22 protein-coding genes and 1 pseudogene are annotated in these 24,070 nt (G+C 67.5%); 14 read left to right on the top strand and 9 right to left on the bottom strand.

The annotated features are described in order from the left end of the window. Window positions 1-27: 27 nt before the first annotated feature. The 4 genes from prmC to HWX76_RS05820 all read right to left on the bottom strand — a co-directional run bounded on the left by prmC (window position 28) and on the right by HWX76_RS05820 (window position 4,143). Window positions 28-870 (bottom strand): peptide chain release factor N(5)-glutamine methyltransferase, encoded by an 843-nt coding sequence (gene prmC, locus HWX76_RS05835; protein WP_176015590.1) that lies wholly within the window; start codon window positions 868-870, stop codon window positions 28-30. A 7-nt stretch (window positions 871-877) separates the two neighbouring features. Then, entirely contained in the window at window positions 878-1,960 is a 1,083-nt protein-coding gene (prfA, locus tag HWX76_RS05830; RefSeq protein WP_006494405.1) for a peptide chain release factor 1, read from the bottom strand. Between the two features lie 93 nt (window positions 1,961-2,053). Next, window positions 2,054-3,352 carry a glutamyl-tRNA reductase gene (hemA, locus tag HWX76_RS05825; protein ID WP_050013076.1) on the bottom strand — a complete coding sequence of 433 codons (1,299 nt, stop codon included), beginning with the start codon at window positions 3,350-3,352 and terminating at the stop codon, window positions 2,054-2,056. Window positions 3,353-3,378: 26 nt separating this feature from the next. Then, window positions 3,379-4,143, bottom strand: coding sequence for a response regulator transcription factor (locus HWX76_RS05820; RefSeq protein ID WP_050013075.1), 765 nt, complete (start codon window positions 4,141-4,143; stop codon window positions 3,379-3,381). Window positions 4,144-4,314: 171 nt separating this feature from the next. Here HWX76_RS05820 and HWX76_RS05815 point away from each other — a divergent pair, with 171 nt between their 5' ends. The 4 genes from HWX76_RS05815 to HWX76_RS05800 all read left to right on the top strand — a co-directional run bounded on the left by HWX76_RS05815 (window position 4,315) and on the right by HWX76_RS05800 (window position 7,651). Then, on the top strand, window positions 4,315-4,569 hold the full coding sequence (locus HWX76_RS05815) for a hypothetical protein (protein ID WP_089488127.1): 255 nt from the start codon (window positions 4,315-4,317) through the stop codon (window positions 4,567-4,569). A gap of 18 nt (window positions 4,570-4,587) precedes the next feature. Continuing rightward, the gene (locus HWX76_RS05810) at window positions 4,588-6,402 is read left to right on the top strand and encodes an aminopeptidase P family protein (protein ID WP_176015589.1); all 1,815 of its coding nucleotides are present in this window, start codon (window positions 4,588-4,590) and stop codon (window positions 6,400-6,402) included. 77 nt (window positions 6,403-6,479) lie between these two features. Then, window positions 6,480-7,031 carry a cysteine hydrolase family protein gene (locus HWX76_RS05805; protein ID WP_050013072.1) on the top strand — a complete coding sequence of 184 codons (552 nt, stop codon included), beginning with the start codon at window positions 6,480-6,482 and terminating at the stop codon, window positions 7,029-7,031. Next, complete coding sequence (locus HWX76_RS05800; protein ID WP_050013071.1) at window positions 7,028-7,651, top strand: HAD-IA family hydrolase; 624 nt, start codon at window positions 7,028-7,030, stop codon at window positions 7,649-7,651. The genes HWX76_RS05805 and HWX76_RS05800 overlap by 4 nt, the downstream gene beginning before the upstream one ends. A gap of 131 nt (window positions 7,652-7,782) precedes the next feature. Here HWX76_RS05800 and ettA read toward each other — a convergent pair whose 3' ends face one another. The 3 genes from ettA to gcvA form a co-directional block, all read right to left on the bottom strand. Continuing rightward, window positions 7,783-9,450: an energy-dependent translational throttle protein EttA gene (gene ettA / locus HWX76_RS05795; RefSeq protein ID WP_175886537.1), complete on the bottom strand. Its 1,668-nt coding sequence runs from the start codon at window positions 9,448-9,450 to the stop codon at window positions 7,783-7,785. A gap of 169 nt (window positions 9,451-9,619) precedes the next feature. Further along, entirely contained in the window at window positions 9,620-9,928 is a 309-nt protein-coding gene (locus tag HWX76_RS05790; protein WP_050013069.1) for a DUF3761 domain-containing protein, read from the bottom strand. A 99-nt stretch (window positions 9,929-10,027) separates the two neighbouring features. Next, window positions 10,028-10,945, bottom strand: coding sequence for a transcriptional regulator GcvA (gene gcvA, locus HWX76_RS05785; protein ID WP_176015588.1), 918 nt, complete (start codon window positions 10,943-10,945; stop codon window positions 10,028-10,030). A 193-nt stretch (window positions 10,946-11,138) separates the two neighbouring features. Here gcvA and HWX76_RS05780 point away from each other — a divergent pair, with 193 nt between their 5' ends. The 6 genes and pseudogenes from HWX76_RS05780 to HWX76_RS05760 all read left to right on the top strand — a co-directional run bounded on the left by HWX76_RS05780 (window position 11,139) and on the right by HWX76_RS05760 (window position 16,945). Next, window positions 11,139-12,410 carry an MFS transporter gene (locus HWX76_RS05780; protein ID WP_050013067.1) on the top strand — a complete coding sequence of 424 codons (1,272 nt, stop codon included), beginning with the start codon at window positions 11,139-11,141 and terminating at the stop codon, window positions 12,408-12,410. An 81-nt stretch (window positions 12,411-12,491) separates the two neighbouring features. Next, window positions 12,492-12,836, top strand: a complete 345-nt coding sequence (locus HWX76_RS05775) for an MmcQ/YjbR family DNA-binding protein (RefSeq protein WP_050013066.1) — start codon at window positions 12,492-12,494, stop codon at window positions 12,834-12,836. A gap of 375 nt (window positions 12,837-13,211) precedes the next feature. Further along, a complete protein-coding gene (gabP, locus tag HWX76_RS05770) occupies window positions 13,212-14,603 on the top strand; it encodes a GABA permease (RefSeq protein WP_050013065.1) in 1,392 nt (463 codons plus the stop codon). Between the two features lie 266 nt (window positions 14,604-14,869). Continuing rightward, window positions 14,870-15,042, top strand: a pseudogene (locus tag HWX76_RS37005) (lysozyme); the annotation flags it as partial. An 8-nt stretch (window positions 15,043-15,050) separates the two neighbouring features. After that, window positions 15,051-15,464, top strand: a complete 414-nt coding sequence (locus HWX76_RS05765) for a lysozyme inhibitor LprI family protein (protein WP_050013064.1) — start codon at window positions 15,051-15,053, stop codon at window positions 15,462-15,464. A 269-nt stretch (window positions 15,465-15,733) separates the two neighbouring features. Continuing rightward, window positions 15,734-16,945 carry an MBL fold metallo-hydrolase gene (locus tag HWX76_RS05760; RefSeq protein ID WP_176015587.1) on the top strand — a complete coding sequence of 404 codons (1,212 nt, stop codon included), beginning with the start codon at window positions 15,734-15,736 and terminating at the stop codon, window positions 16,943-16,945. A 74-nt stretch (window positions 16,946-17,019) separates the two neighbouring features. Here the strand turns inward: HWX76_RS05760 and ychF are convergent, their stop codons facing one another. Next, a complete protein-coding gene (ychF, locus tag HWX76_RS05755; protein ID WP_124631218.1) occupies window positions 17,020-18,114 on the bottom strand; it encodes a redox-regulated ATPase YchF in 1,095 nt (364 codons plus the stop codon). Between the two features lie 246 nt (window positions 18,115-18,360). Here ychF and HWX76_RS05750 point away from each other — a divergent pair, with 246 nt between their 5' ends. The 4 genes from HWX76_RS05750 (at window position 18,361) to HWX76_RS05735 (ending at window position 23,011) form a co-directional block, all read left to right on the top strand. Beyond that, window positions 18,361-19,539: a UbiH/UbiF family hydroxylase gene (locus tag HWX76_RS05750; protein WP_089488131.1), complete on the top strand. Its 1,179-nt coding sequence runs from the start codon at window positions 18,361-18,363 to the stop codon at window positions 19,537-19,539. 90 nt (window positions 19,540-19,629) lie between these two features. Further along, the gene (locus tag HWX76_RS05745; RefSeq protein ID WP_069619489.1) at window positions 19,630-20,358 is read left to right on the top strand and encodes a DsbC family protein; all 729 of its coding nucleotides are present in this window, start codon (window positions 19,630-19,632) and stop codon (window positions 20,356-20,358) included. Between the two features lie 105 nt (window positions 20,359-20,463). After that, a complete protein-coding gene (locus HWX76_RS05740) occupies window positions 20,464-22,266 on the top strand; it encodes a PDZ domain-containing protein (protein ID WP_176015586.1) in 1,803 nt (600 codons plus the stop codon). A 148-nt stretch (window positions 22,267-22,414) separates the two neighbouring features. After that, entirely contained in the window at window positions 22,415-23,011 is a 597-nt protein-coding gene (locus tag HWX76_RS05735; protein ID WP_050013052.1) for an NAD(P)H-dependent oxidoreductase, read from the top strand. A 132-nt stretch (window positions 23,012-23,143) separates the two neighbouring features. Here HWX76_RS05735 and HWX76_RS05730 read toward each other — a convergent pair whose 3' ends face one another. After that, window positions 23,144-24,067 carry a uracil-DNA glycosylase gene (locus tag HWX76_RS05730; RefSeq protein ID WP_050013051.1) on the bottom strand — a complete coding sequence of 308 codons (924 nt, stop codon included), beginning with the start codon at window positions 24,065-24,067 and terminating at the stop codon, window positions 23,144-23,146. Between the last annotated feature and the right edge of the window lie 3 nt (window positions 24,068-24,070).

The raw sequence follows: 24,070 nt of genomic DNA, 5'->3' as shown, positions 1-24,070 counted from the left end.
GCGGATTTCAACCGGGCGGGCCGGCCATCAACCCGGCAGGCGGCCGCCGGTCGTGCGTTCGATGGCGGCGAGATCGGCGAGCGATTCGACCGCGACGAAGCCGTGCGACGCCAGGATCGCGCGGACGGCTTCGGCCTGGTCGTAGCCGTGCTCGATCCAGAGCGTGCCGCCCGGTTTCAGATGTGCGCCGGCGCCCGCGACGATCGTGCGGATCGCGCTGAGGCCGTCGGCATCGTCGGTGAGCGCGCCGCGCGGCTCGAAACGCAGGTCGCCTTGCGCGAGGTGCGGGTCGTGCTGCGCGATGTACGGCGGGTTGCTGACGATCGTATCGAACGCGAGCGCGGGATCGAGCGCCGCGTACCAGTCGCTCTGCAGCCAGTGCAGCGGGCCGCCGGGGCGCCGCGCGTCGACCAGTTTGTCGGCGTTGCGTTGCGCGACCGCGAGCGCGGCCGGCGAACGGTCGAGCGCCCAGACGCGCGCATCGGGACGCTCGGCCGCGATCGACACGGCGATCGCGCCGCTGCCGGTGCCGAGGTCGAGCACGGCGGCATGCGGCAGCCCGCCGATCGCGTCGAGCGTGGCTTCGACGAGCAGCTCGGTTTCGGGGCGCGGGATCAGCACGTCGGGCGTCACGTCGAACGGGCGGCCGAAGAACTCGCGCATCCCGACCAGTTGCGCGACGGGCTCGCCGGCGACGCGGCGTGCTTCCAGTGCGCGGAAGCGTTCGACCGCGGCGTCGTCGAGCGGCGCGTCGCCGCGCGTGATCAGCTGCGTGCGGGTCCAGCCGAGCGCATGCGCGAGCAGCACGCGCGCATCGACCGGATCGAGCGGCGATGCGCGTAGCAGCGCGTCGGCGGTGGTGTCGGACATCGCGGCCTCAGTCGGCTTCGCCGAGCGACGCGAGCAACTCGGCCTGATGCTCGGTGACGAGCGCGCCGATCAGTTCGTCGAGATCGCCGTCCATGATCGCCTCGAGCCGGTACAGCGTCAGGTTGATCCGGTGGTCGGTCATCCGTCCCTGCGGGAAGTTGTACGTGCGGATGCGCTCCGAGCGGTCGCCGGAGCCGATCAGGCTCTTGCGCGTCGCGGCTTCCTTCGCATGCTGCTCGTGATACTGCTTGTCCTTGATGCGCGCGGCGAGCACCTTCAGCGCGCGATCCTTGTTCTTGTGCTGCGAGCGGTCGTCCTGGCATTCGACGACGATCCCGGTCGGGATGTGCGTGACGCGCACCGCCGAATCGGTCTTGTTGATGTGCTGGCCGCCCGCGCCGGACGCGCGGAACGTGTCGATGCGCAGGTCGGCCGGATTGATCTCGACCTCGCCGATTTCGTCCGCTTCCGGCATCACGGCGACCGTGCACGCGGACGTATGGATGCGCCCTTGCGTCTCGGTGGCCGGCACGCGCTGCACGCGATGGCCGCCCGATTCGAACTTCAGGCGCGAATACGCGCCCTGGCCCGCGATCCGCACGATCACTTCCTTGTAGCCGCCGAGATCCGACGCGCTCTCCGACATCATTTCGACCTGCCAGCGCTGGCGTTCCGCGAAGCGCAGGTACATGCGCAGCAGGTCGCCCGCGAACAGCGCCGATTCGTCGCCACCCGTGCCCGCGCGGATTTCGAGGAAGATGTTGCGGTCGTCATTCGGATCCTTCGGCAGCAGCATCTTCTGCAGCTCGGTCTCGAGGCGCGCCATGCCTTCGCGCGCGCTGCGGATCTCGTCTTCCGCGAAATCGCGCATCGACGGATCGGCGAGCAGCTCCTGCGCGGCCGCCTCGTCGCTGCGCGATTGGCGCCATAACGCGTATTGCTCGACGACCGGGCCGAGTTCCGCATGTTCGCGTGTCAGCTTGCGGTACTGGTCGAGGTCGGCCGTGACGTTTTCGCGGCTCAGCAGGTCGTTCAGTTCGGCCAGCCGTGTGGACAGCTGGTCGAGCTTGCGTTGCATGCTCGTCTTCATGGTGTGGAGCGGCGCTCCCGGGCAAGGGGTATTCGGAAAGGATAGGCCGGCGGCAGGACAACGACCGGCCGGCGGCAGGGCGACCGGGCGGCGCTAGTGGCCGGATGGGTCGTTCGAGCGCGGCGCGTGCTGGTAGAAGCCGCGCATCAGGTCGATCAGCGAATCGCGATCGGCGCCGTTGACGCGGTTGAGCGCGCTCGTCGGGCCGTGGATCAGCTTGTTGGTCAGCGCCTGCGACAGCGCTTCGAGCACCGCAGCCGGATCGTCACCGCGCGCGAGCAGCTTCTGCGCCTTCTCGACTTCGGCCCGTCGCAGCGCGTCCGCCTGCGTATGCATGTGACGGATCACCGGCACGACGCTGCGCGTGTCGAGCCATTGCATGAAATTCTGCACGCGCGTCTCGATGATCGCTTCGGCCTGCGCGACCGCGGCCTGGCGCGATGCGTTGCCCTCGCGCACGATCGCGCCGAGATCGTCGACGGTGTAAAGGAACACGTCCTTCAGCTTGCCGACTTCGGGCTCGATGTCGCGCGGCACCGCGAGGTCGACCATGAAGATCGGCCGGTGGCGGCGCGCCTTCACCGCGCGCTCGACCGCGCCGAGGCCGATGATCGGCAGCGTCGACGCGGTGCACGACACGATGATGTCGAATTCGTGCATGCGCGTGGGCAGGTCGGCCAGCGGCATCGCGCGGCCGTTGAAGCGTTCGGCGAGCCGCTGGCCGCGTTCGGCCGTGCGGTTCGCGACGACGAGTTCGCGCGGGCCTTGCGCGGCGAAGTGCGTCGCGCACAGCTCGATCATTTCGCCGGCGCCGATGAACAGCACGCGCTGATCCGATACCTTTTCGAAGATCCGCTGCGCGAGGCGCACCGCGGCGGCGGCCATCGACACCGACTGCGTGCCGATTTCGGTCGTGCCGCGTACTTCCTTCGCCACCGCGAACGTGCGCTGGAATAGCTGGTTCAGGTAGGTGCCGAGCGCGCCCGCTTCGGTCGCGGTGCGAACGGCATCCTTCATCTGGCCCAGAATCTGGGTTTCGCCGAGCACCATCGAATCGAGGCCGGACGCGACGCGAAACGCGTGCCGGACCGCTTCCGACTGCGGCAGCGCATAAACGTGCGGCGCGAGCTCGTCGACCGGAATCCGGTGATATTCCGACAGCCAGCGAAGCGCGCCTTCGCGGGCCGCGCGATCGTCGGTCGCGCAATACAGTTCGGTGCGGTTGCAGGTGGAGAGGATCGCCGCCTCGGGCGTATTCGGCGCCTGCGGGCCGAGAAACACGTTCTTGAACGTGACGAGAGCCGGTTTGATTTGCTCGAGCGGAAACGCCACGCGTTCGCGCAGGGCGACAGGCGCAGTGTGATGGTTGATTCCGATCGTGAGGAGTTGCATATCGAGGGCTATCGTTTAGCCCCATATTATAGCGTTTCAGTGATTTCCTCACTCGCTGCATACCGGGCATCGGCGTGGCGGGGCCGCGAATTTGGGGGTTCGATCGGCACGCGGTCGAGCTGATAGCCGAAGCCATAGAGCGGCAACAGCCGGTAGCCGCGCTCCGGAAGCAGCTGCAATTTGCTGCGCAGCCGGGACGCGTGCGTGTCGAGCGTGCGCGACTTCATGTCGCGGCGGCGGCCCCATACCGTTTCGAGGATATGGGCGCGCGACACGGGCCGCGACACGTTCGTGAGCAGCAACTGCGCGAAACGGAACTCCTTCGGCGTGAGTGAAACGATTGCGTCGCCGAAACGCACGAGGCAATGCGTGGTGTCGAATGCGTATTCGCCATACGTTTCGCGCGAGCGGGCGGGTGCGCGCCGTACGCCCGCGCGCCGGCTTAGCGCGTTGACGCGCGCGAGAAACTCGGGCCCGCTCACGGGGCGCACGAGGCAATCGTCGGCGCCCGCGTGCAGGCACGAGACGATTTCGCTTTCGCGCGCCGACTGCATCATGGCAATGGCCGGCAGCCCGGGCAGGACCGCCTGCGCGCGCGGAATGACTTCCTGCGCCGGCTGGTCGCCGGCCCAGTGGCCGGTGACCAGCATGTCGCAGGTGTTGTCGGCGGCGAGCCATTCGAAGAATGCGGTGCTGGACGGAAACGCATGGCACACATGACCGCCCGCGAAGAGCAGGCGGTTCAGGAGTGCGCTATGACGCGACTCCGGATCGATCAGAGCGATTCGCATGACGATTTCTTCAATACGGCAGCCGGTGTGCGCTTGCCATAACGTCGAGTCGGCCCCTACACTCGAACGTTCGCGGCGCCCGGCTGGTCTCGGGTTCGATGGATGAATCGATGCTAGCCGCTGGCAACGTTCACGCCTATGGGACGAATCTGAATTTATAGAAGGCGTTGAATGAACTGGTTTGGAATCCTTGTCCTGGGAGCGGCCGTCGGGCTGTTCGGCCGCTGGCTGCATCCGATGCGGCGCACGCGTCGGCCGGCGTGGTGGATCGCGGTGCTCGTCGGCATCGTGGGCGCGGCCGCCGCCCGCATGGTCGGCAATCTCTCGGGACTGTTTTACGATGGCGAGACGCTCGAATGGCCGGTCTGCACCGGCGTCGCGTTCCTCGCCGTAGCCGTGACGGTCGCGCTGTCGGCCCGTCGCTGAATGCTCTCAGGTGAAATCATGAATGCCCGTCTCCCCGAAGTCTCGCCGGTGCCGGCCCGTCTCGCGCTGCTGCGTGACGCGATGGCCCGCGAGAACCTGGCCGCCTATCTCGTGCCGTCCGCCGATCCCCATCTGTCCGAATACCTGCCGGAACGCTGGCAGGCGCGCCGCTGGCTGTCGGGTTTCACGGGCTCGGTCGGCACGCTGGTCGTGACCGCGGAGTTCGCGGGGTTGTGGGTCGACAGCCGCTACTGGGTGCAGGCCGACGCCGAGCTGGCGGGCACGGGCGTGCAACTGATGAAGATGACGGGCGGGCAGCAGAGCGCACCGCACGTCGACTGGCTCGCGCAGAACGTGGCGACCGGCGCGACGGTCGGCGTCGACGGCGCCGTGCTCGGCGTCGCGGCCGCGCGCGGGCTGACGGCCGCGCTGAGCGCGCGCGGCATTGCGCTGCGCACCGACGTCGACCTGCTCGACGCGATCTGGCCGGAGCGGCCGGGGCTGCCCGCCGACGCGGTGTTCGAGCACGTGGCGCCGCAGGCCGACACGACGCGCGCGAGCAAGCTGGCCGACGTGCGCCGCGCGATGCACGCGCAGGGCGCGCAATGGCACTTCGTGTCGACGCTCGACGATCTCGCGTGGCTGTTCAACCTGCGCGGCGCCGACGTCAACTTCAATCCGGTGTTCGTTGCGCACGCATTGATCGGCGCCGATCGCGCGACGCTGTTCGTCGCCGACGGCAAGGTGCCGCCGGCGCTGGCCGCGTCGCTCGCGCGGGATGGCGTCGACGTCCGCGCGTACGACGCCGCGCGTGCGTCGCTCGCGGCGCTGCCCGACGGCGCGACGCTGCTGATCGACCCGCGCCGCGTGACGTTCGGCACGCTCGAGGCCGTGCCGGCCGGCGTGAAGCTCGTCGAGGCCGTGAATCCGTCGACGTTCGCGAAATCGCGCAAGACGTCCGCGGAGATCGAGCACGTGCGCGTGACGATGGAGCACGACGGCGCCGCGCTCGCGGAGTTCTTCGCGTGGTTCGAACAGGCCGTCAATCGCGAGACGATCACCGAGCTGACGATCGAGGAAAAGCTCACGGCCGCGCGCGCCCGGCGCCCCGGCTACGTGTCGGCGAGCTTCGCGACGATCGCCGGCTTCAACGCGAACGGCGCGATGCCGCACTACCACGCGACGCGCGAGTCGCACGCGACGATCGTCGGCGACGGCCTGCTGCTGATCGATTCGGGCGGCCAATACATGACGGGCACGACCGACATCACGCGCGTCGTGCCGGTCAGCACCGTCAGCGACCTGCAGCGGCGCGATTTCACGATCGTGCTGAAGTCGATGATGGCGCTGTCGCGCGCCCGCTTCCCGCGCGGCATCCGCTCGCCGATGCTCGACGCGATCGCCCGTGCGCCGATGTGGGCGGCCGGGCTCGACTACGGCCACGGCACCGGGCATGGCGTCGGTTACTTCCTGAACGTGCACGAAGGCCCGCAGGTCATCTCGCACTACGCGCCGGCCGAGCCGTACACGGCGATGGAAGAGGGGATGATCACGTCGATCGAGCCGGGCGTGTACCGTCCGGGCCAGTGGGGCATCCGGATCGAGAACCTGGTCGTGAACCGGGCGGCCGGGAAGACGGAGTTCGGCGATTTCCTCGCGTTCGAGACGCTGACGCTGTGCCCGATCGACACGCGCTGCGTGCTGATCGAGATGCTGCACGACGAAGAGCGCGCGTGGCTGAACACGTATCACGCGACGGTGCGCGAGCGTGTCGGCCGGCACCTGGGCGGCGACGCGAAGGCGTGGCTCGACGCGCGCACGCAGCCGATCTGATGCAACGCGCGGCAACGGCCGGATGGCGATTCGGTCAAGATCGAACGACGGCCGGACGATAACAGCGAGGGCAAGCAATGGCGGATACGGCGGTGATCGTGGTCGACATGCAGCGCGGGCTGGTGGAGCGGGCGCGGCCCGCGTACCGGCTCGACGACGTGGTGTCGGGCATCAACCGGTTGACGGCGGCGGCGCGCGCGGCGAACGCGCCGGTGTGCTTCGTGCAGCACGACGGCGACGCGGACGACGACGTCGTGCCCGGCACGCCGGGCTGGGAACTGCATGCGAGGCTGGTCGTCGGCCGCGACGACTGGCGCGTGCGCAAGCAGGCGAGCGACGCGTTCCACGACACGCCGCTCGCGGCGCAGCTCGATCGCCACGGCATCCGCTCGGTGCTGATCTGCGGCTATGCGACCGAGTTCTGCGTCGATTCGGCCGCGCGCCGCGCCGCGCTGCTCGGCTATCGGACGACCGTCGTGTCCGACCTGCACACGACGAACGAGCGCGCCCACCTGTCGGCGGCGCAGATCGTCGCGCACCATCACTTCATCTGGAACAACAATTCGCTGTCGGGCAACGCGGTGACGCCGCGTCCGCTCGCGGACGTGCTCGCCACGGAGTTCGCATGACGATCAAGGCAGTGGTGTTCGATTTCGGCGGCGTGCTGATCGACTGGAGTCCCGAGTACCTTTATCGTGAACTGATTCCCGACGACGCCGAGCGGCGCTGGTTCCTCACGCACGTGTGCGCGATGGACTGGGTGGTCCGCCAGGACGGCGGCCAGACGATCGAGGAAGGCACGGCCGAACTCGTCGCGAAGTTTCCGGAGCACGAAGCGCTGATCCACGCGTTCTACGCGCGCTGGCACGAGATGATCGGCGGCGTGCTCGACGAAGGCGCGGCGCTCGTCGACCGGCTGGACGCGCAGGGGATGCCGCTGTTCGGGCTGACGAACTGGTCCGCGCAGACGTTTCCGTATGCATGGGACAACTTCCCGGTGCTGCGCCGCTTCAAGGACATCGTCGTGTCGGGCCGCGTGAAGCTCGTGAAACCCGATCCGGCGATCTACCGCGAGATGCATGCGCGGATCGATCCACACCTGCCAGGCATCGCACCGCACGAGCTCGTGTTCATCGACGACAACGCGCACAACGCGGCGGCCGCGACGGCGCTCGGCTGGCATGGCATTCATCACACGAGCGCGGCGGCGACCGAAGCGCGGCTGCGCGAACTGGGCGCGCTGGTGTAAGCGGCGGGGAAGCCACGCGGGATAAAAAAAGCGAGCCAAGGGCTCGCTTTTTTTATCGTGCCGTTCCGGAAGCGGCCCCGTTCGGCGCCGGCCCCGCGTGATCGCGGCGCCGGGCGACCGGGCCGCGCCGCTCAGCGGCTGATCGGCTTGTAGCGCAGACGCTTCGGCTTCGCGGCTTCCTCGCCGAGGCGCGCACGCTTGTCGGCTTCGTACTCCTGGTAGTTGCCGTCGAAGAACGTGACCTGCGAATCGCCTTCGAACGCAAGGATGTGCGTCGCGATCCGGTCGAGGAACCAGCGATCGTGCGATATCACCATCACCGAGCCCGCGAATTCGAGCAGCGCGTCTTCCAGCGCACGCAGCGTTTCGACGTCGAGGTCGTTCGACGGTTCGTCCAGCAGCAGCACGTTGCCGCCCGAGATCAGCGTCTTCGCGAGGTGCAGGCGCCCGCGTTCGCCGCCGGACAGGTTGCCGACGACCTTCTGCTGGTCGCCGCCCTTGAAGTTGAAGCGGCCGATGTACGCGCGCGACGGCGTTTCGTACTTGCCGACCGTCAGCACGTCGGCGCCGCCCGAGATTTCCTCGAACACCGTCTTCGAACCGTCGAGCGCGTCGCGGCTCTGGTCGACGTACGCGAGCTTCACCGTCGGGCCCATCACGACTTCGCCCGAATCCGGCTGTTCCTTGCCGGTCAGCATCTTGAACAGCGTCGACTTGCCGGCGCCGTTCGGGCCGATGATGCCGACGATCGCGCCGGCCGGGATCTTGAAGCTCAGGTTGTCGATCAGCAGGCGGTCGCCGAACGACTTGCTGACGTTCTTGAACTCGATCACTTCGTTGCCGAGGCGTTCGCCGGCCGGAATGAAGATTTCCTGCGTTTCGTTGCGCTTCTGGTATTCCTGGCTGCTCAGCTCCTCAAAGCGCGCGATACGCGCCTTCGACTTCGCCTGGCGGCCCTTCGGGTTCTGGCGCACCCACTCCAGTTCCTTCTTGATCGCCTTCTGGCGTGCCGATTCCGACGCTTCTTCCTGCTTCAGGCGCTCTTCCTTCTGGTCGAGCCAGCTGCTGTAGTTGCCCTTCCACGGAATGCCGTGGCCGCGGTCGAGTTCGAGAATCCACTCGGCCGCGTTGTCGAGGAAGTAGCGATCGTGCGTGACGGCGACCACGGTGCCCGGGAAGCGCACCAGGAACTGCTCGAGCCAGTCGACCGATTCTGCGTCGAGGTGGTTGGTCGGTTCGTCGAGCAGCAGCATGTCGGGCTTTTCGAGCAGCAGCTTGCACAGCGCGACGCGGCGCTTTTCGCCGCCCGACAGATGCTCGATCTTCGCGTCCCACGACGGGAGGCGCAGCGCGTCGGCGGCCACTTCGAGCTGCTGCTCGGGGCTGCCGCCGTCGCTCGACGCGAGGATCGCCTCGTACTTCGCCTGTTCTGCCGCGAGCGCGTCGAAGTCGGCGTCGGGTTCGGCATACGCAGCGTAGATTTCTTCCAGCTTCTTGTTGGCCTGGAACAGGTCGCCGAGGCCTTCCTCGACGGCTTCGCGCACGGTCTTCGTCGGGTCGAGCTGCGGTTCCTGCGGCAGGTAGCCGATGTTCAGGTTCGGCATCGGCGTGGCTTCGCCTTCGATGTCCTTGTCGACGCCCGCCATGATGCGGATCAGCGTCGACTTGCCCGAGCCGTTCAGGCCGAGCACGCCGATCTTCGCGCCGGGAAAGAACGACAGCGAGATGTCCTTCAGGATCTGGCGCTTGGGCGGCACGATCTTGCCGACCCGGTTCATCGTGAAAACGTATTGGGCCATTTCGGTGTGAAAGTCAGAAGTGGTTGAGACGGCCGCGCAGCGCGCGCGCGTGGCGGCGTCGGGTGATTCGGTACGGAGCGTGCCGCGCGGGGCGCGGCGGTGCGAGCGCGTATTGTACTTCGCCGCCGGCTGCCGCTGGCGCGGCGCAGGCCATTCGGCCGACCCGCGCTCACAGCCACGCGGCGACGCCGCCGTGCCCCGAGCACGTGCCGCGCCGGTGGCGGCTGAAGCTGTACGTGCCGTCGCGGCAGCGCGCGCTCGCGCCGTCCGGCACGCGGCCCGATTTCGAATGCGCGGGCGCATGCACGGTTTCGCCGTCGCGGTTGCGATACGTGTCGTGGCGGTCGAGATCGGCTTCGTTGCCGTAGCCGGGCGGCGCGCGATAGGCGTGGGCGGAAAGGGGCAACGCGGCGCCCGCGACGAACAGCGCGGCGGACAGGGTCGCGACATGGGTCGCGCGGCGGAGCAGGGCATGCATGGTCTCTCTCGTTTCCTTCGTTGTTGTCGATGCCGGGCGATGTCGGACCAATCGCCCGCGCCGCATGTTAGCGGATCGGCGCCGGGTGCCCGCACGACGCTACGCCGCGCCGGACATCGACGCCGCGCCATCGGCCTGCGCGGCGTCGAGAATCCACCGGCGGAACACTGCAACCTTCGGCCGTTCCGCGTGATGCGGCGGATAGACGAGGTAGTACGCGAAATCGTCGAGCCACGCGACGTCGGCAAGCTGCACGAGCCGGCCGCTCGCCAGCTCGCCGCGCACCATCGCGGCCGGCAGCAGCCCGGCGCCCTGGCCCGCGACGATCGCCTGCAGCAGCAGGCCCGAGTCGTCGAACGCGGGGCCGTGCGGCGGGCCGAAATCGTCGATCCGCTGCGCGCCGAACCAGATGTGCCAGCCCTTGCGTTCGGCATCGTGCAACTGCGGCCAGCCGACGAGTTCGGCCGGCGCTGCCGGCATGCCGAGCCGCGCGACGAGTTCCGGCGACGCGAGCGCGACGATTTCCACCGTCAGCAGGCGTTCGCTGCATAGCCCGATGTAACGCCCGAGGCCGTGACGGATCGCGACGTCGACGCCGTCGCGCGCGAAGTCCGCGAGCGCGTGGCTCGTGACGACCTGCAGATCGACGTCCGGGCACGCCTGCCGGAATTGCGCGAGGCGCTGCACGAGCCACGCGGACGCGAAGAACGGCGTGACGCTCACCGTCAGCACGCCGCTGTCGGCGGCGCCCGACACGCGCTGCGACGCATCGGCGATCTGCCGGAACGCATTGCGCACGGGCGGCAGGTAGTCGCGGCCGGCGGCCGTCAGCAGGATGCCGCGGTTCACGCGCTCGAACAGCTGCACGCCGAGATGCGTCTCGAGCGTACGGATCATCTGGCTCACCGCGCCGGGCGTGACCGACAGCTCCTCGGCGGCCGACTTCACCGACAGGTGGCGGGCGGCGGCTTCGAAGGCGCGCAACGCATTGAGCGGCGGCAGGCGGGAGCGGTTCATTCAGTTTTTCTAAAGCGAAAGCTCGACGAAATATCGTTTGAGACGACGCGTACGCGCGAGTACCGTTGACGCATCGGATCGCATGTTTCGCGGCTGCCTGTCGGCGGCCGATGCGATCAACATAGTTCAACTATATCCACGGGGCAATCCGGACGCCGCCCGGCAGCCGGTGGAACCCGAAAGGAGCATCGTCATGAACCGCCCGGGCGCGTCGCGCATTTTCTACGGCTGGTACGTGGTGGCGGCCGCGTTCGCCGTCACGTTCGTCGGGTTCGGCAGCGCGTATACGTTCAGCGCGTTCGTCGAGTCGCTGCAGCGGGATTTCGCCGCGTCGCGCGGCCAGATCTCGCTCGTGTTCTCGCTCGCCGGCTTCCTGTACTTCGGCTTCGGCATCGTCAGCGGGCCGCTGGCCGATCGTTTCGGCTCGCGGCGGCTCGCCGTCGCCGGAATGCTGCTGACCGGCGTGGGGCTCGCGGCCGCCGGCGCCGCGCATACGCTGCTGCAGGTCTATGTCGCGTACGGGCTCGGTGTCGGTTTCGGCGTTGGCTGCGCGTACGTGCCGGCCGTCGGCGCGGTGCAGCGCTGGTTCGTGCGCCGGCGCGGGTTCGCGTCGGGGCTCGCGGTCGCGGGGATCGGCGTCGGCACGCTCGTGATGCCGCCGCTCGCGTCCGCGCTGATTGTGCAGGTCGGCTGGCGCGGCGCGTATTTCGCGCTGGCCGCGCTCGCGATCGTACTGGGAGCCGGCATGTCGCTGCTGATCGAGAACGATCCGCGCAGGCGCGGTTTGCTGCCGGACGGCGATGCACCCGGCGGCGGCGGTTGGCATGCCGCTGGCGCTGCTGCGTCGACCGGCGCGAGCGTGCATGCGGGCGCGACGGTGCGCGAAGCCGTCACGTCGCGGCCGTTCGCGAGCCTGTACGCGGCTTGCCTCGTCTGCTCGTTCGGCGTGTTCGTCCCGTTCGTTCACCTCGTGCCGTACGCGCTCGATCACGGCGTCGCGCCGTCGACGGCCGTGCTGCTGCTCGGCGCGATCGGCGTGGGCAGCACGGCCGGCCGCTTCTTCCTCGGCGGCCTCGCCGACCGCTTCGGCCGCCGCGCGTCGCTGCTCGCGATGTTCGCCGGCATGGCCGTTGCGCTCGTCGCATGGGCGGGCGCCGGCAGCGTCGCGACGCTGGCCGCGTTCGCGCTCGTGTTCGGCGTGTTCTACGGCGGCTGGGTCGCCGTGCTGCCGGCGGTCGTGATGGACTATTTCGGCGGGCGCAACGTGAGCGCGATCATCGGCATTCTGTACACGAGCGTCGCGTTCGGCACGTTGATCGGGCCGGCCGCCGCAGGCTTCATCTACGACGCGGGCGGCGGCTATCTCGTGCCGATCCTCGCGAGCGCCGCCGCGAATGCGATCGCGTTCGCGATCGTCGCGACCACCGGGCGGGCGCCGGCCGCCGCGCGTGCGGCTGGCGGATAACGCCGCCCGGCTGGGCGCGTCGCGCGGTTTCCGGTAGGGTGACCGGACCGTCAACCATCGACGCACGGTCGGGGAGGCATCGTGACATTCGACGAAGTCCGGCAGATCGCACTGGCGTGGCGCGGCGTCGAGGAACGCACGTCGTACGGCACGCCCGCGCTCAAGGTGAAGGGCAAGCTGCTCACGCGATTGCGCGAGGACGGCGACACGCTCGTCGTGAAGGGCGTCGGCCCCGACGAGCGCGCGTGGCTGATCGAGTCGGCGCCCGACGTGTACTACGTGACCGATCACTATATCGGCTGGCCGATCGTGCTGGTGCGCCTGTCGGCCGCGCATCCCGACGCCGTGAAAAACCTGCTCCTGCGGGAATGGCGTGCAATCGTGCCGGCGAAGTGGCGGGACGAAGTCGCCGGCGACACGAACTGAACGGCGCGCGCAGCACGCGAGCCGCCGCCGAACCGGATCAAGCGTTGCATCGGTTCGTATCGATGCAACGAGTGGTTCCATCGAAATTCTTCAATTGGTTCTTAGTGAAGAACCGTTTGATGCTTACACTCCTTCGCTTCGAAGGCGGCTGACGACAGCCGACGGAACGGGCGTACGCGATGCGCCGGCGCTTGGTGCGCCGCATCGCACCCGCAGCTTCGCAGATTGCGCGGACGACCCGACCGGAACGGCCCCATCCGGCCTCATGCCCGCGTGCGGCGCACGCGCGGCCGCGGCCGGATTCAACAACGACAACGCCCGCGCCGCCTTCACGCGACACCGGTCGTACCGGAACCGTTTTTTGGAGAGAGACAGATGAGTGGAAGCAACACAGGCCTCGGCACCGGCCTGAAGCAGCGTCACGTCACGATGATGTCGATTGCCGGCGTCATCGGCGCGGGCTTGTTCGTCGGCTCCGGCCACGCGATCGCGGAAGCCGGGCCGGCATCGATACTCGCGTATGCGATCGCGGGCGTGCTGGTCGTGCTGGTGATGCGCATGCTCGGCGAGATGGCCGTCGCGCATCCGGACAGCGGGTCGTTCTCGACCTATGCCGACCGCGCGATCGGCCACTGGGCCGGCTTCACGATCGGCTGGCTGTACTGGTGGTTCTGGGTGCTGGTGATCCCGATCGAGGCGACCGCCGCGGCGACCATCCTCAATGCGTGGTTCCCGGGCATCGCGACATGGATCTTCGCGCTCGGCATCACGCTGCTGCTTACCGTCACCAATCTCTTTTCCGTCAAGAACTACGGCGAATTCGAATTCTGGTTCGCGCTGATCAAGGTCGTCGCGATCGTCGTGTTCCTGTGCATCGGCGGCGCGGCGATCGTCGGCATCATCCCTGCGCCGGCCGTGTCGGGCGTGTCGAACCTGTTCGTGCACGACGGCTTCATGCCGCACGGCGCGAGCGCGGTGCTCGCGGCGATGCTGACGACGATGTTCTCGTTCCTCGGCACCGAGATCGTGACGATCGCGGCCGCCGAATCGGACAACCCGCAACGCCAGATCGTGCGGGCGACGAACTCGGTCATCTGGCGTATCACGCTGTTCTATCTCGGCTCGATCCTCGTCGTCGCGGCCATCGTGCCGTGGAACGACCCGCTGCTGCCGAAGCACGGCTCGTATCAGCGCGCGATGGAACTGATCGGCGTCCCGAACGCGAAGGCGATCATCGACGTGATCGTGCTCGTGTCGGTCGCGAGCTGCCTGAATTCGGCGTTGTATACGGCGTCGCGGATGCTGTTCTCGCTGTCCAGGCGCAAGGACGCGCCCGCCTTCCTGCATCGCACCGATTCGACCGGCACGCCGCGCGCGGCCGTGCTCGCGTCGACCGCGTTCGGTTTCCTGACCGTGATCGCGAACTACCTGATGCCGGAGCAGGTGTTCGGCTTCCTGCTCGCGACGTCGGGCGCGATCGCGCTGCTCGTGTATCTCGTGATCGCGATCTCGCAGTTGCGGATGCGCAAGACGCTCGAAGCGGGTGGCGCGGACCTGACGTTGCGGATGTGGCTGTTCCCGTGGCTCACGTGGGCGGTGATCCTGTTCATCTGCGGCACGCTGACCGTGATGTTCGTCAGCGAGGAACACCGGATGGAGGTTGGTGCGACGGCCGTGCTGGCGTTGATCGTGCTGCTCGCGTCGTGGCTGAACAAGCGTGGGCGCGATGCGCGGGCGGATGCGGGGCGGCGGGTGTCGGCGACGTGATCTGATCGAATGAGGTGACGACGGGGCGCGAAGTCCCGGGCGTGAATATGGCCTGATCGGCGGTTGCCGGTCGGGCCATTTGTCTTTTTGCGCGAGCACGCGGATATACGTCACGTCACGTTGCCCGGTCTTTCGTACCCCGCGATCGTTGATGTATGAACGCGTCAAAATCGAACTCGTCTGATTTCATCGCGAACGGCAACGCCATACATTGATCGCTTCGAGAACCGAGGTGAACGATGGCGTCGATGCCGACAACACAGTTCCGTTCAGCGAATCAGAGCGATGACGCGGGCGTCGTGTCCCACATGAATCAGCGCGTCTGGATTCATCCGCGAGACGTAAGCGGGCGTCGTCTGGCGCCCGTTCGTTCAAAGGGCTTGTCAACCGGCGCCGACTTGAATCGGCGCCGTTCCAGTCCCAACAGAGGGCACCGTGAGAACAGCCATGATCGATCTGCTCGTGCTGGCGTCGGCGCATGCATTTGCCGGCCCGACGGCGGCGGACGAGATAGCGGCGCGCAGCGGCTTGCCAGCAAGCGAGGTCAATGCACTGCTCAGCGACTGTGACTCGAGCCAGACGAGCATGAATTTTTGCGCGTGGCGCGATCAGATCGTCGCCGAGCGGGAATTGCAGCGGATCGTCGACAAACAGGTGAGCGAGCAGCCACGGCGCAAGGCGGCGCTCGACGCGCAGATGGCGAAGTGGAAGAAAGCGCGCGACACATCCTGCGAAAAATCGGCGCGTCACGCATGGGGCGATGGGTCGATGCGACCTGCGGCACAGGCGATCTGTGCAACGGCGGCAACGAAGGAAATGGTGAAAAGGTTGTCCGCTCGCGCTTCCCGCAAACCTTCATGAATCGGTCCGATATGACAAAGGGCCGCTGCGTTCGCGATCTCGTCACTGCCGATGCGTGTTCGCCATGTCATGCAGGAGTGACGCCCTGGCGTACTCGCGTCCCGTTATCAGGAGATCAGGTCCGCCGGCGTTCGCTTAAACGGCCGTGTCCCGATGTGTGACGATCGATTCGTTCCTGTTGGGAAATGAAGTATCGACAAGTCGGACATTTGTTACTAACGTAGTTTCATTTAATCTACGGACACTCACCACCCATCAAGCGTCCAACCATGTCGATCCGTCATCTGTTTTCTTCCGCATTCGCGGCGACTGCGCTGCTCGGCGCCGCATCCGCGGGCATCGCCGCCCCGCTCACCGTCGATGTCTACAATCCGGGCGCGCATGCGATCTTCCCGGTTTCGTCCGAAATCGTTTCGGGCAAGACCGAGGCGATCCTGATCGACGCCCAGTTCCAGCGCAACGACGCGCAGGCGCTGGTGAGCCGGATCAAGGCGAGCGGCAAGACGCTCAAGGCCGTCTACGTGAGCCATAGCGACCCCGACTATTACTTCGGGCTGGAAACCATTCACGCGGCGTTCCCGGATGCGAAGATCGTCGCGACGCCGCAGACCGTCGCCGCGATCGAGGCCAGCAAGGACGGCAAGCTCGCCTACTGGGGCCCGATCCTGAAGGACAATGCGCCGACTTCGGTGATCGTGCCGCAGCCGCTCGACGGCAATACGCTGCGCGTCGACGGCGAGCCGCTGCGCATCGTCGGGCTCGACGGCCCGACGCCCGATCGCACGTTCGTGTGGATTCCTTCCACACGGACCGTGGTCGGTGGCATCCCGGTCGCCGCGAACATTCACGTGTGGATGGCCGACACGCAGACGCCGCTGTCGCACGCGAACTGGCTGGCAACGCTCGACCGGATCGAGGCGTTGAAGCCGGCGCGCGTCGTGCCCGGCCACTTCCTGCCGAACCGTGACGGCAGCCAGCCGTTCGCCACCGGCGTCGCGTTCACGCGCAATTACGTGAAGGCGTTCGACGACGAAGCGGCGCGCGCGAAGGATTCGGCGGCACTGATCGCGGCGATGGAGGCGCGCTACCCGGATCTCGGCGAGAAGTCGTCGCTCGAGCTGAGCGCGAAGGTCGCCAAGGGCGAGATGCAGTGGCCCGCGCCGGCGCCGTTCCCCGCGGCGGGCAGGACGGTGCGCGTGCAGTTCGGCGCTACCGCGTTCGACCTGCACTTCCAGGACGACAAGACGATGTCGTTCGTCGGTACGGCCGGCCAATTCAACGGTGTGACGGATACGGTGCAGTACACGGCGCGCGAGATTCGTCCGCAGGTGTACATGGTGTACTGGCATGAGCCGTCCACCGGCTCGAACGTCGTGCACGTCGAGGATTTCGAACGCGGCGCGGTGGATACGAACATCGCGACGAAGGACGGACAGTTCCTGCATATGTTCGGGACGCTGAAGATCGTCGGCCGGGAATGAGCCGGTCTTCCGCCATCGAAAAGAAAAGGCCCGCATTCAGCGGGCTTTTTTTACGCGCGATGCAGCAGCAACGCTTAAACGTTGAACAGGAAGTTCATCACGTCGCCATCGTGCACGACATATTCCTTCCCTTCCGCGCGCATCTTGCCGGCTTCCTTCGCGCCTTGCTCGCCCTTGTACGTGACGAAGTCGTCGAACGCGATCGTCTGTGCGCGGATGAAGCCGCGCTCGAAGTCGGTGTGGATCACGCCGGCCGCCTGCGGAGCGGTATCGCCGATATGGATCGTCCACGCGCGCACTTCCTTCACGCCCGCGGTGAAGTAGGTCTGCAGGCCGAGCAGCTTGAAGCCCGCGCGGATCACGCGGTCGAGGCCCGGCTCTTCCATGCCCATGTCGGCAAGGAACGCTTCCTTGTCCGCGTCGTCGAGATCGGCGATTTCCGCCTCGATCGCCGCGCACACGGCGACCACCGGCGCATTTTCGCTTTCCGCGTACTTGCGCACCGCCTCGAGGTGCGGGTTGTTCTCGAAGCCGTCGTCCTTCACGTTGGCGACGTACATCGCCGGCTTCGCGGTGATCAGGCAGAACGGCTTGATCAGCGTTTCTTCGTCGTCCGACAGCGCGAGGCCGCGCACCGCCTTGCCCTGGTCGAGCTGCGCGCGCACCTTTTCGAGCACCGCGACGAGCTTCGCCGCTTCCTTGTCGTTGCCCGACTTCGCCGCCTTCGAATAGCGCGTGAGCGCTTTCTCGATGGTGCCGAGGTCGGCGAGCGCGAGTTCGGTGTTGATCACTTCGATGTCGTCGATCGGGCTGACCTTGCCGGCGACGTGAATGACGTTGTCATCCTCGAAGCAGCGCACGACGTGCGTGATCGCGTCGGTTTCGCGGATGTTCGCGAGGAACTGGTTGCCGAGGCCTTCACCCTTGCTCGCGCCCGCGACGAGGCCCGCGATGTCGACGAACTCGACCACGGCCGGCACGACGCGCTCGGGGCTGATGATTTCGGCGAGCGCCTTCAGCCGCGTATCCGGCACTTCGACGATGCCGACGTTCGGCTCGATCGTGCAGAACGGGTAGTTCTCGGCGGCGATGCCGGCCTTGGTCAGCGCATTGAACAGGGTGGACTTGCCGACGTTGGGCAAGCCGACGATGCCGCATTTGAGACTCATGGAATCCTTCGGACGGGTGAGGCGGCGCGGCCGGACAGGGCACGGCGGCGCGGGAAAAAGGGCGGCCGGCGCGTGGAGCGCGGCGGGCCGACGGTCAAAGACGCTATTGTACCGTGCCGGCGCTCCGGATTCCGGGCTTGCCGCCGAACGGCCGATGCGGCGGGCCGCCGCGCCGGCGCACCGGCCTGCGATTCTGCTGATTTCCCGCAAAGTCCGGCCGCGTAAGGGTTTGGCCCCGCGGCTATAATGCCCGCCATGACTGCCCACCACTCCTTCGACGTCGCCGTGGTCGGCGGCGGGCTCGTCGGCAAGACGGCCGCGCTCGCGCTGACCCAGTCCGGCTACAAGACCGCCTTGCTCGCCCAGCCGGCCACGCCCCGCCCCGCCGATCTCGCGTTCGACACGCGCATCTACGCGCTTTCGTCCAGTTCGCAGGCGTTGCTCGAGCGGCTGCGGGTCTGGCAGGCGCTCGACCACGGCCGGCTCGCGCCGGTCTACGACATGCGCGTGTATGGCGATGCGCATGCCGAATTGCATTTCTCCGCCTACCAGGCGTCCGTGCCGCAGCTCGCGTGGATCGCCGAATCGTCGCGGGTCGAGGCGTCGCTCGACGCCGCGCTGCGGTTCCAGCCGAACCTCACGTGGTTCGACGCGCGTGCGCAGGGTTTCGACGTGCGCGACGACGCGGCCGTGCTCACGCTGTCGTCGGGGCAGGTGCTCGAAGCCGATCTCGTCGTCGGTGCCGACGGCGCGCATTCGTGGGTGCGCTCCCAAATGGGGGCCAGGGTAGAGCGACGCGACTACCGGCAAACGGGCGTCGTCGCGAACTTCAAGGCGTCGCTGCCGCACCGCGAGACGGCCTACCAGTGGTTCCACGAAGGCGAGATCGTCGCGCTGCTGCCGCTGCCGGACGGCCACGTGTCGCTGGTATGGTCCGCGCACACCGCGCATGCGGACGAACTGCTCGCACTCGATCCGGCGCAGCTCGCGGCCGAAGTCGAGCGCGTGTCTCACGGCCAGGTCGGCACGCTCGACTGCGTGACGCCGGCCGCCGGCTTCCCGCTGGCGCTGCAGACGGTCGACAAGCTGATCGCGCCGCGCGTCGCGCTGGTCGGCGATGCCGCGCACCTGATCCACCCGCTCGCCGGGCAGGGGATGAACCTCGGGCTGCGCGACGTCGCCGCGCTCGCCGACGCGATCGCGCGCAAGGAAAGCTTCCGCAACCTCGGCGATCCGGTGCTGCTGCGCCGCTACGAGCGTTCGCGCCGCGAGGACATCCGCGCGCTGATGGTCGCGACCGACGGTCTGCAGCGGCTGTTCGCGGTGCCGGGCTCGCTCGCGAAGGCGGTGCGCAACGCGGGCATGGCGTTCGTCGGCGCGCAGCCGCTCGTGAAGCGCTGGCTCGTGTCGGCCGCGCTTGGGTGATCGAACCTTCTGCAACAGCGCGGGTCGGAGACGGTTCCATAACGGCGTACACTGTGCCGTGCACTCCGATTGAGCTGAAGGAAGATTTCGATGAAAAAAACGATCCGCATCGCATCGCTGGCGCTGGCCGTCACGATGGCGACGCTGGGCTGCACCGCGCAGGCCGACCAGACCACCGACAAGCTGAAGGCCACGCTGCAAGCCCGTCTCGGCAACGACGCGCCGATCAAGAGCGTGTCGAAATCGCCGGTTGCAGGCCTTTACGAAGTGAACCTCGGCTCGCAGATCATCTATAGCGACGCGGCAGGCGACTACGTGCTGCTCGGCGATCTCGTCGACACCAAGTCGCACAAGAACCTGACCGACGCCCGCCTGTCCGAAATCAACAAGATCGACTTCGCGAGCCTGCCGTTCGCGAATGCAATCAAGGTCGTCAAGGGCAACGGCGCCCGCAAGATCGCGGTGTTCTCCGATCCGAACTGCCCGTACTGCAAGAAGCTCGAGACGACGCTGCAGTCGGTCGACAACGTGACCGTCTACACGTTCCTGTACCCGGTGCTGTCGCCGGATTCGACCGCGAAGTCGAAGGCGATCTGGTGCGCGACCGACCGCGCGAAGACGTGGGAAAGCTGGATGCTCGACCACCGCGCGCCGTCCGGCGCCGGCACGTGCGACACCACCGCGCTCGACAAGAACCTCGCGCTCGGCCGCGGGATGAACGTCACGGGCACGCCGACGATCTTCCTGCCGGATGGCCGCCGCCTGCCGGGCGCGGTATCGGCCGACCAGCTCAACCAGGCGCTCGCCTCGAGCAAGTAACCGACTGCACGCCGGGCGCATGGCCCGGCCAGCGAGGGGCGCCCGCATGATCTGCCGGCGCCTCTCTTCGTTTTCGCCGCCGTATTCGACCGACCGATTGCCACGATGACCCAGCCGATCCGCTATTCGATTGTCCCGAAAGATCTTGCCGCGCACCTGTTCGAAGTGACTGTGACGGTTGCCGATCCCGATCCCGAAGGCCAGCGCTTCTCGCTGCCGGTATGGATTCCGGGCAGCTATCTCGTGCGCGAGTTCGCGCGCAACATCGTGACGCTGCATGCGTTCAGCGACGCGGGCCGCAAGGTGCGCATCGCGAAGACCGACAAGCACACGTGGCAGGCCGCGCCCGTCAGCGGCGCGCTGACGCTGCGCTACGACGTCTATGCGTGGGACCTGTCGGTGCGCTCCGCGTATCTCGACGATTCGGGCGGCTTCTTCAACGCGACGGCCGTATTCCTGAGCGTCGCCGGCCGCGAGGCGGCGCCGTGCGAAGTCGATATCGCGAAACCGGCCGACCCGGCGTTCCGCACGTGGCGCGTCGGCACGTCGCTGCCCGAGGCGCGCGGCACCAGGCGCTACGGTTTCGGCGCGTATCGCGCGGCGAACTACGACGAGCTGTCCGACCATCCGGTGACGATCGGCGAATTCGCGCTCGCGACGTTCGACGCGCACGGCGTGCCGCACGATATCGTGATCGCCGGGCGCGTGACGCAGCTCGACCTGGAGCGGCTGCGTACCGATCTGAAGCGCGTATGCGAAGCGCAGATCGCGCTGTTCGAGCCGAAGTCGAAGAAGGCGCCGATGGATCGCTACGTGTTCATGACGCTCGCGGTCAGCGACGGCTACGGCGGCCTCGAGCATCGTGCGTCGACCGCGCTGATCTGCAACCGGACCGACTTGCCGGTGAAGGGGCGCCCGGAAACGACGGAAGGCTATCGCACGTATCTCGGCCTCTGCAGCCACGAGTACTTCCATACGTGGAACGTGAAGCGCATCAAACCGGCGGCGTTCGTGCCGTATGACCTCACGCGCGAGAACTACACGTCGCTGCTGTGGCTGTTCGAAGGCTTCACGTCGTATTACGACGACCTGATGCTGGTTCGCAGCGGGCTGATGTCGCAGGACGACTATTTCGCGGCGCTCGGCCGCACGATCGGCGGCGTGCTGCGCGGCACGGGCCGGCTCAAGCAGAGCGTCGCGGACAGCTCGTTCGACGCATGGATCAAGTACTACCGCCAGGACGAGAACGCGACCAACGCGATCGTCAGCTATTACACGAAGGGCTCGCTCGTCGCGCTCGCGTTCGATCTCGCGATCCGCGCACAGACGCGCAACCGGAAGTCGCTCGACGACGTGATGCGCGTGCTGTGGCAGCGCTACGGCCGCGATTTCTATCGCGGCGGCAAGCAGGCGGGCGTGGAGGAAGACGAAGTCGAGACGCTGATCGAGGAAGCGACAGGCGTCGCGCTCGGCCGCCTGTTCGCCGACGCCGTGCACGGCACGCGCGACCTGCCGCTCGCCGAACTGCTCGCGCCGTTCGGCGTGACGCTGGCCCCCGACGTCGCGCTCGGCGCGGCCGCGAAGCCGACGATCGGCGCGCGCCTGCGCGGCGGCGCGGACTGCACATTGGCGGCGGTCTACGAAGGCGGCGCCGCGCATCGCGCGGGATTGTCGGCCGGCGACACGCTGATCGCGGTCGACGGGCTGCGCGTGACGGGCACGAACCTCGATGCGCTGCTCGCCCGCTACCGGCCGGGCGACAAGGTCGAGGTTCACGCGTTCCGCCGCGACGAGCTGCGCACCGCGAAACTGAAGCTCGACGGGCCGGACATCACGCGCTACCGGCTGACGGCGGCCGCGAAGCCGGCCGCGGCCACGAAGGCCCGCGAAGCGTGGCTGAAGGGGTAAGCGTACGAAAGCGGGTAGCGGGGCGCGATCAAGGATTGTTCTGCTGTTGCAACAATCCGTCGCCCTGAACCCGCTTTTTCGCCGTCATATGGCCACGCACAATGGCGTCACTCGCGCTACCGAAGCGCAACCCCACCCGGAGCCTGACATGACGACCATTCTGCAAATCAATTCCGCTGCGCGTTCGCAAGGCGCGCAATCCACGCTGCTGGCCAACGAACTGACGGCAAAGCTGCAACAATCGAACCCCGGCGCGAACGTCGTGGTTCGCGACCTGCTCGCCGATGCGCTGCCGCACCTCGACGAATCGGTGCTGGGTGCGTTCTTCACGCCGGCCGACCAGCGCACCGCGGAACAGAATGCGATCGTCGCGAAGAGCGATGCACTGATCGCCGAGCTGCAAGCCGCCGACATCATCGTGATCGGCGCGCCGATGTACAACTTCGGCATCTCGTCGCAACTGAAGACGTATTTCGACTGGATCGCCCGCGCAGGCGTCACGTTCCGCTACACCGAGAACGGTCCGGAAGGCCTGATCAAGGGCAAGAAGGTTCACGTCGTGACGGCCCGTGGCGGCAAGTACCTGGGTACGCCGAACGACAGCCAGACCCCGTACCTGCGCACGTTCCTCGGCTTCATCGGCCTGACCGACGTGAGCTTCATCCACGCGGAAGGCCTGAACCTCGGCCCGGACGCGCAGAGCGCCGCGCTGGCCGGCGCACGCGAAGCGATCGCCGCCGCTTAACGCGCCAAGTTAATGCGCCAGGTCGACGCGGGTGCCACGCACCCGCTGCGTCACCCGATAAAAAACGCCGCGCCCTTCACGAAAGGGACGCGGCGTTTTTGCATTCGGCCGGCGAACTCGCCGCCGAGGCCGTTACGCGAGCGTTTCGGCCACGTCCGGCAGGCGCCAGTCGATCGGTTCGCGGCCGGCATCGACCAGGTAGTCGTTCGCGAGCGCGAAATGGCGGCAACCGAGGAAGCCGCGGTGCGCGGACAACGGCGACGGATGCGGCGCCTCGAGCACGCAATGCGCGTTCGCGTCGAACAGCGCGCGCTTGGCCTGCGCATGCGCGCCCCACAGCATGAATACGAGCCCACGATGGCGGCCGGCGAGCTCGCGGATCAGCGTGTCCGTGCATTGTTCCCAGCCGCGCTTCGCATGGCTCGCGGCCGCGCCGCGCTCGACCGTCAACACGGTGTTGAGCAGCAGCACGCCCTGGCGCGCCCACGTGTCGAGGCAGCCGTGACGCGGCGTGTCGTGACCGAAGTTCGCGGCGATTTCCTTGAAGATGTTGCGCAGCGACGGCGGCGTGCGGACGGCCGGCGGCACCGAGAACGCGAGGCCGTGCGCCTGCGGCGTGCCGCGGTCGTCGCCGTGGTACGGATCCTGACCGAGGATCACGACCTTCACGTCGTCGGGATGCGTCAGGCGCAGCGCGCGGAACACGTCGGTCGGGTAGACCGTCTTGCCGGCGGCGCGCTCTTCGTCGACGAAGCGGCACAGCGGCGCGTACGCGTCGCTGTCGGTGAACGGTTTCAGCACGTCGCGCCAGACGGCCGGCAGCGCGTCGAATTGCGCGGCGAGATGCGGTACGTCGGTGGCAACGGGCCGCGGTGCCGAGGCGGCCGGGGCCGGTTCGGGCACGGCCGCCGGTGCGGCGGTTTTCTTTGCGGGTTTGCGCCGAGCGGCAGGCGGCTCGGAAGCCGCGGACGGAATATCGGCCGGTGCCGTTTCCGGCACGGGATCGTCGAACAGCGACGCCTGTTGCGGCGCGCGGGAAGTCTTGCGGGTTGCCATGCG

It is taken from the genome of Burkholderia sp. BCC0398 (assembly GCF_902833245.1).
In the GTDB taxonomy this organism is placed as follows: Bacteria; Pseudomonadota; Gammaproteobacteria; order Burkholderiales; family Burkholderiaceae; genus Burkholderia; species Burkholderia sola.
This window is presented reverse-complemented; position numbering and strand designations above follow the sequence as displayed.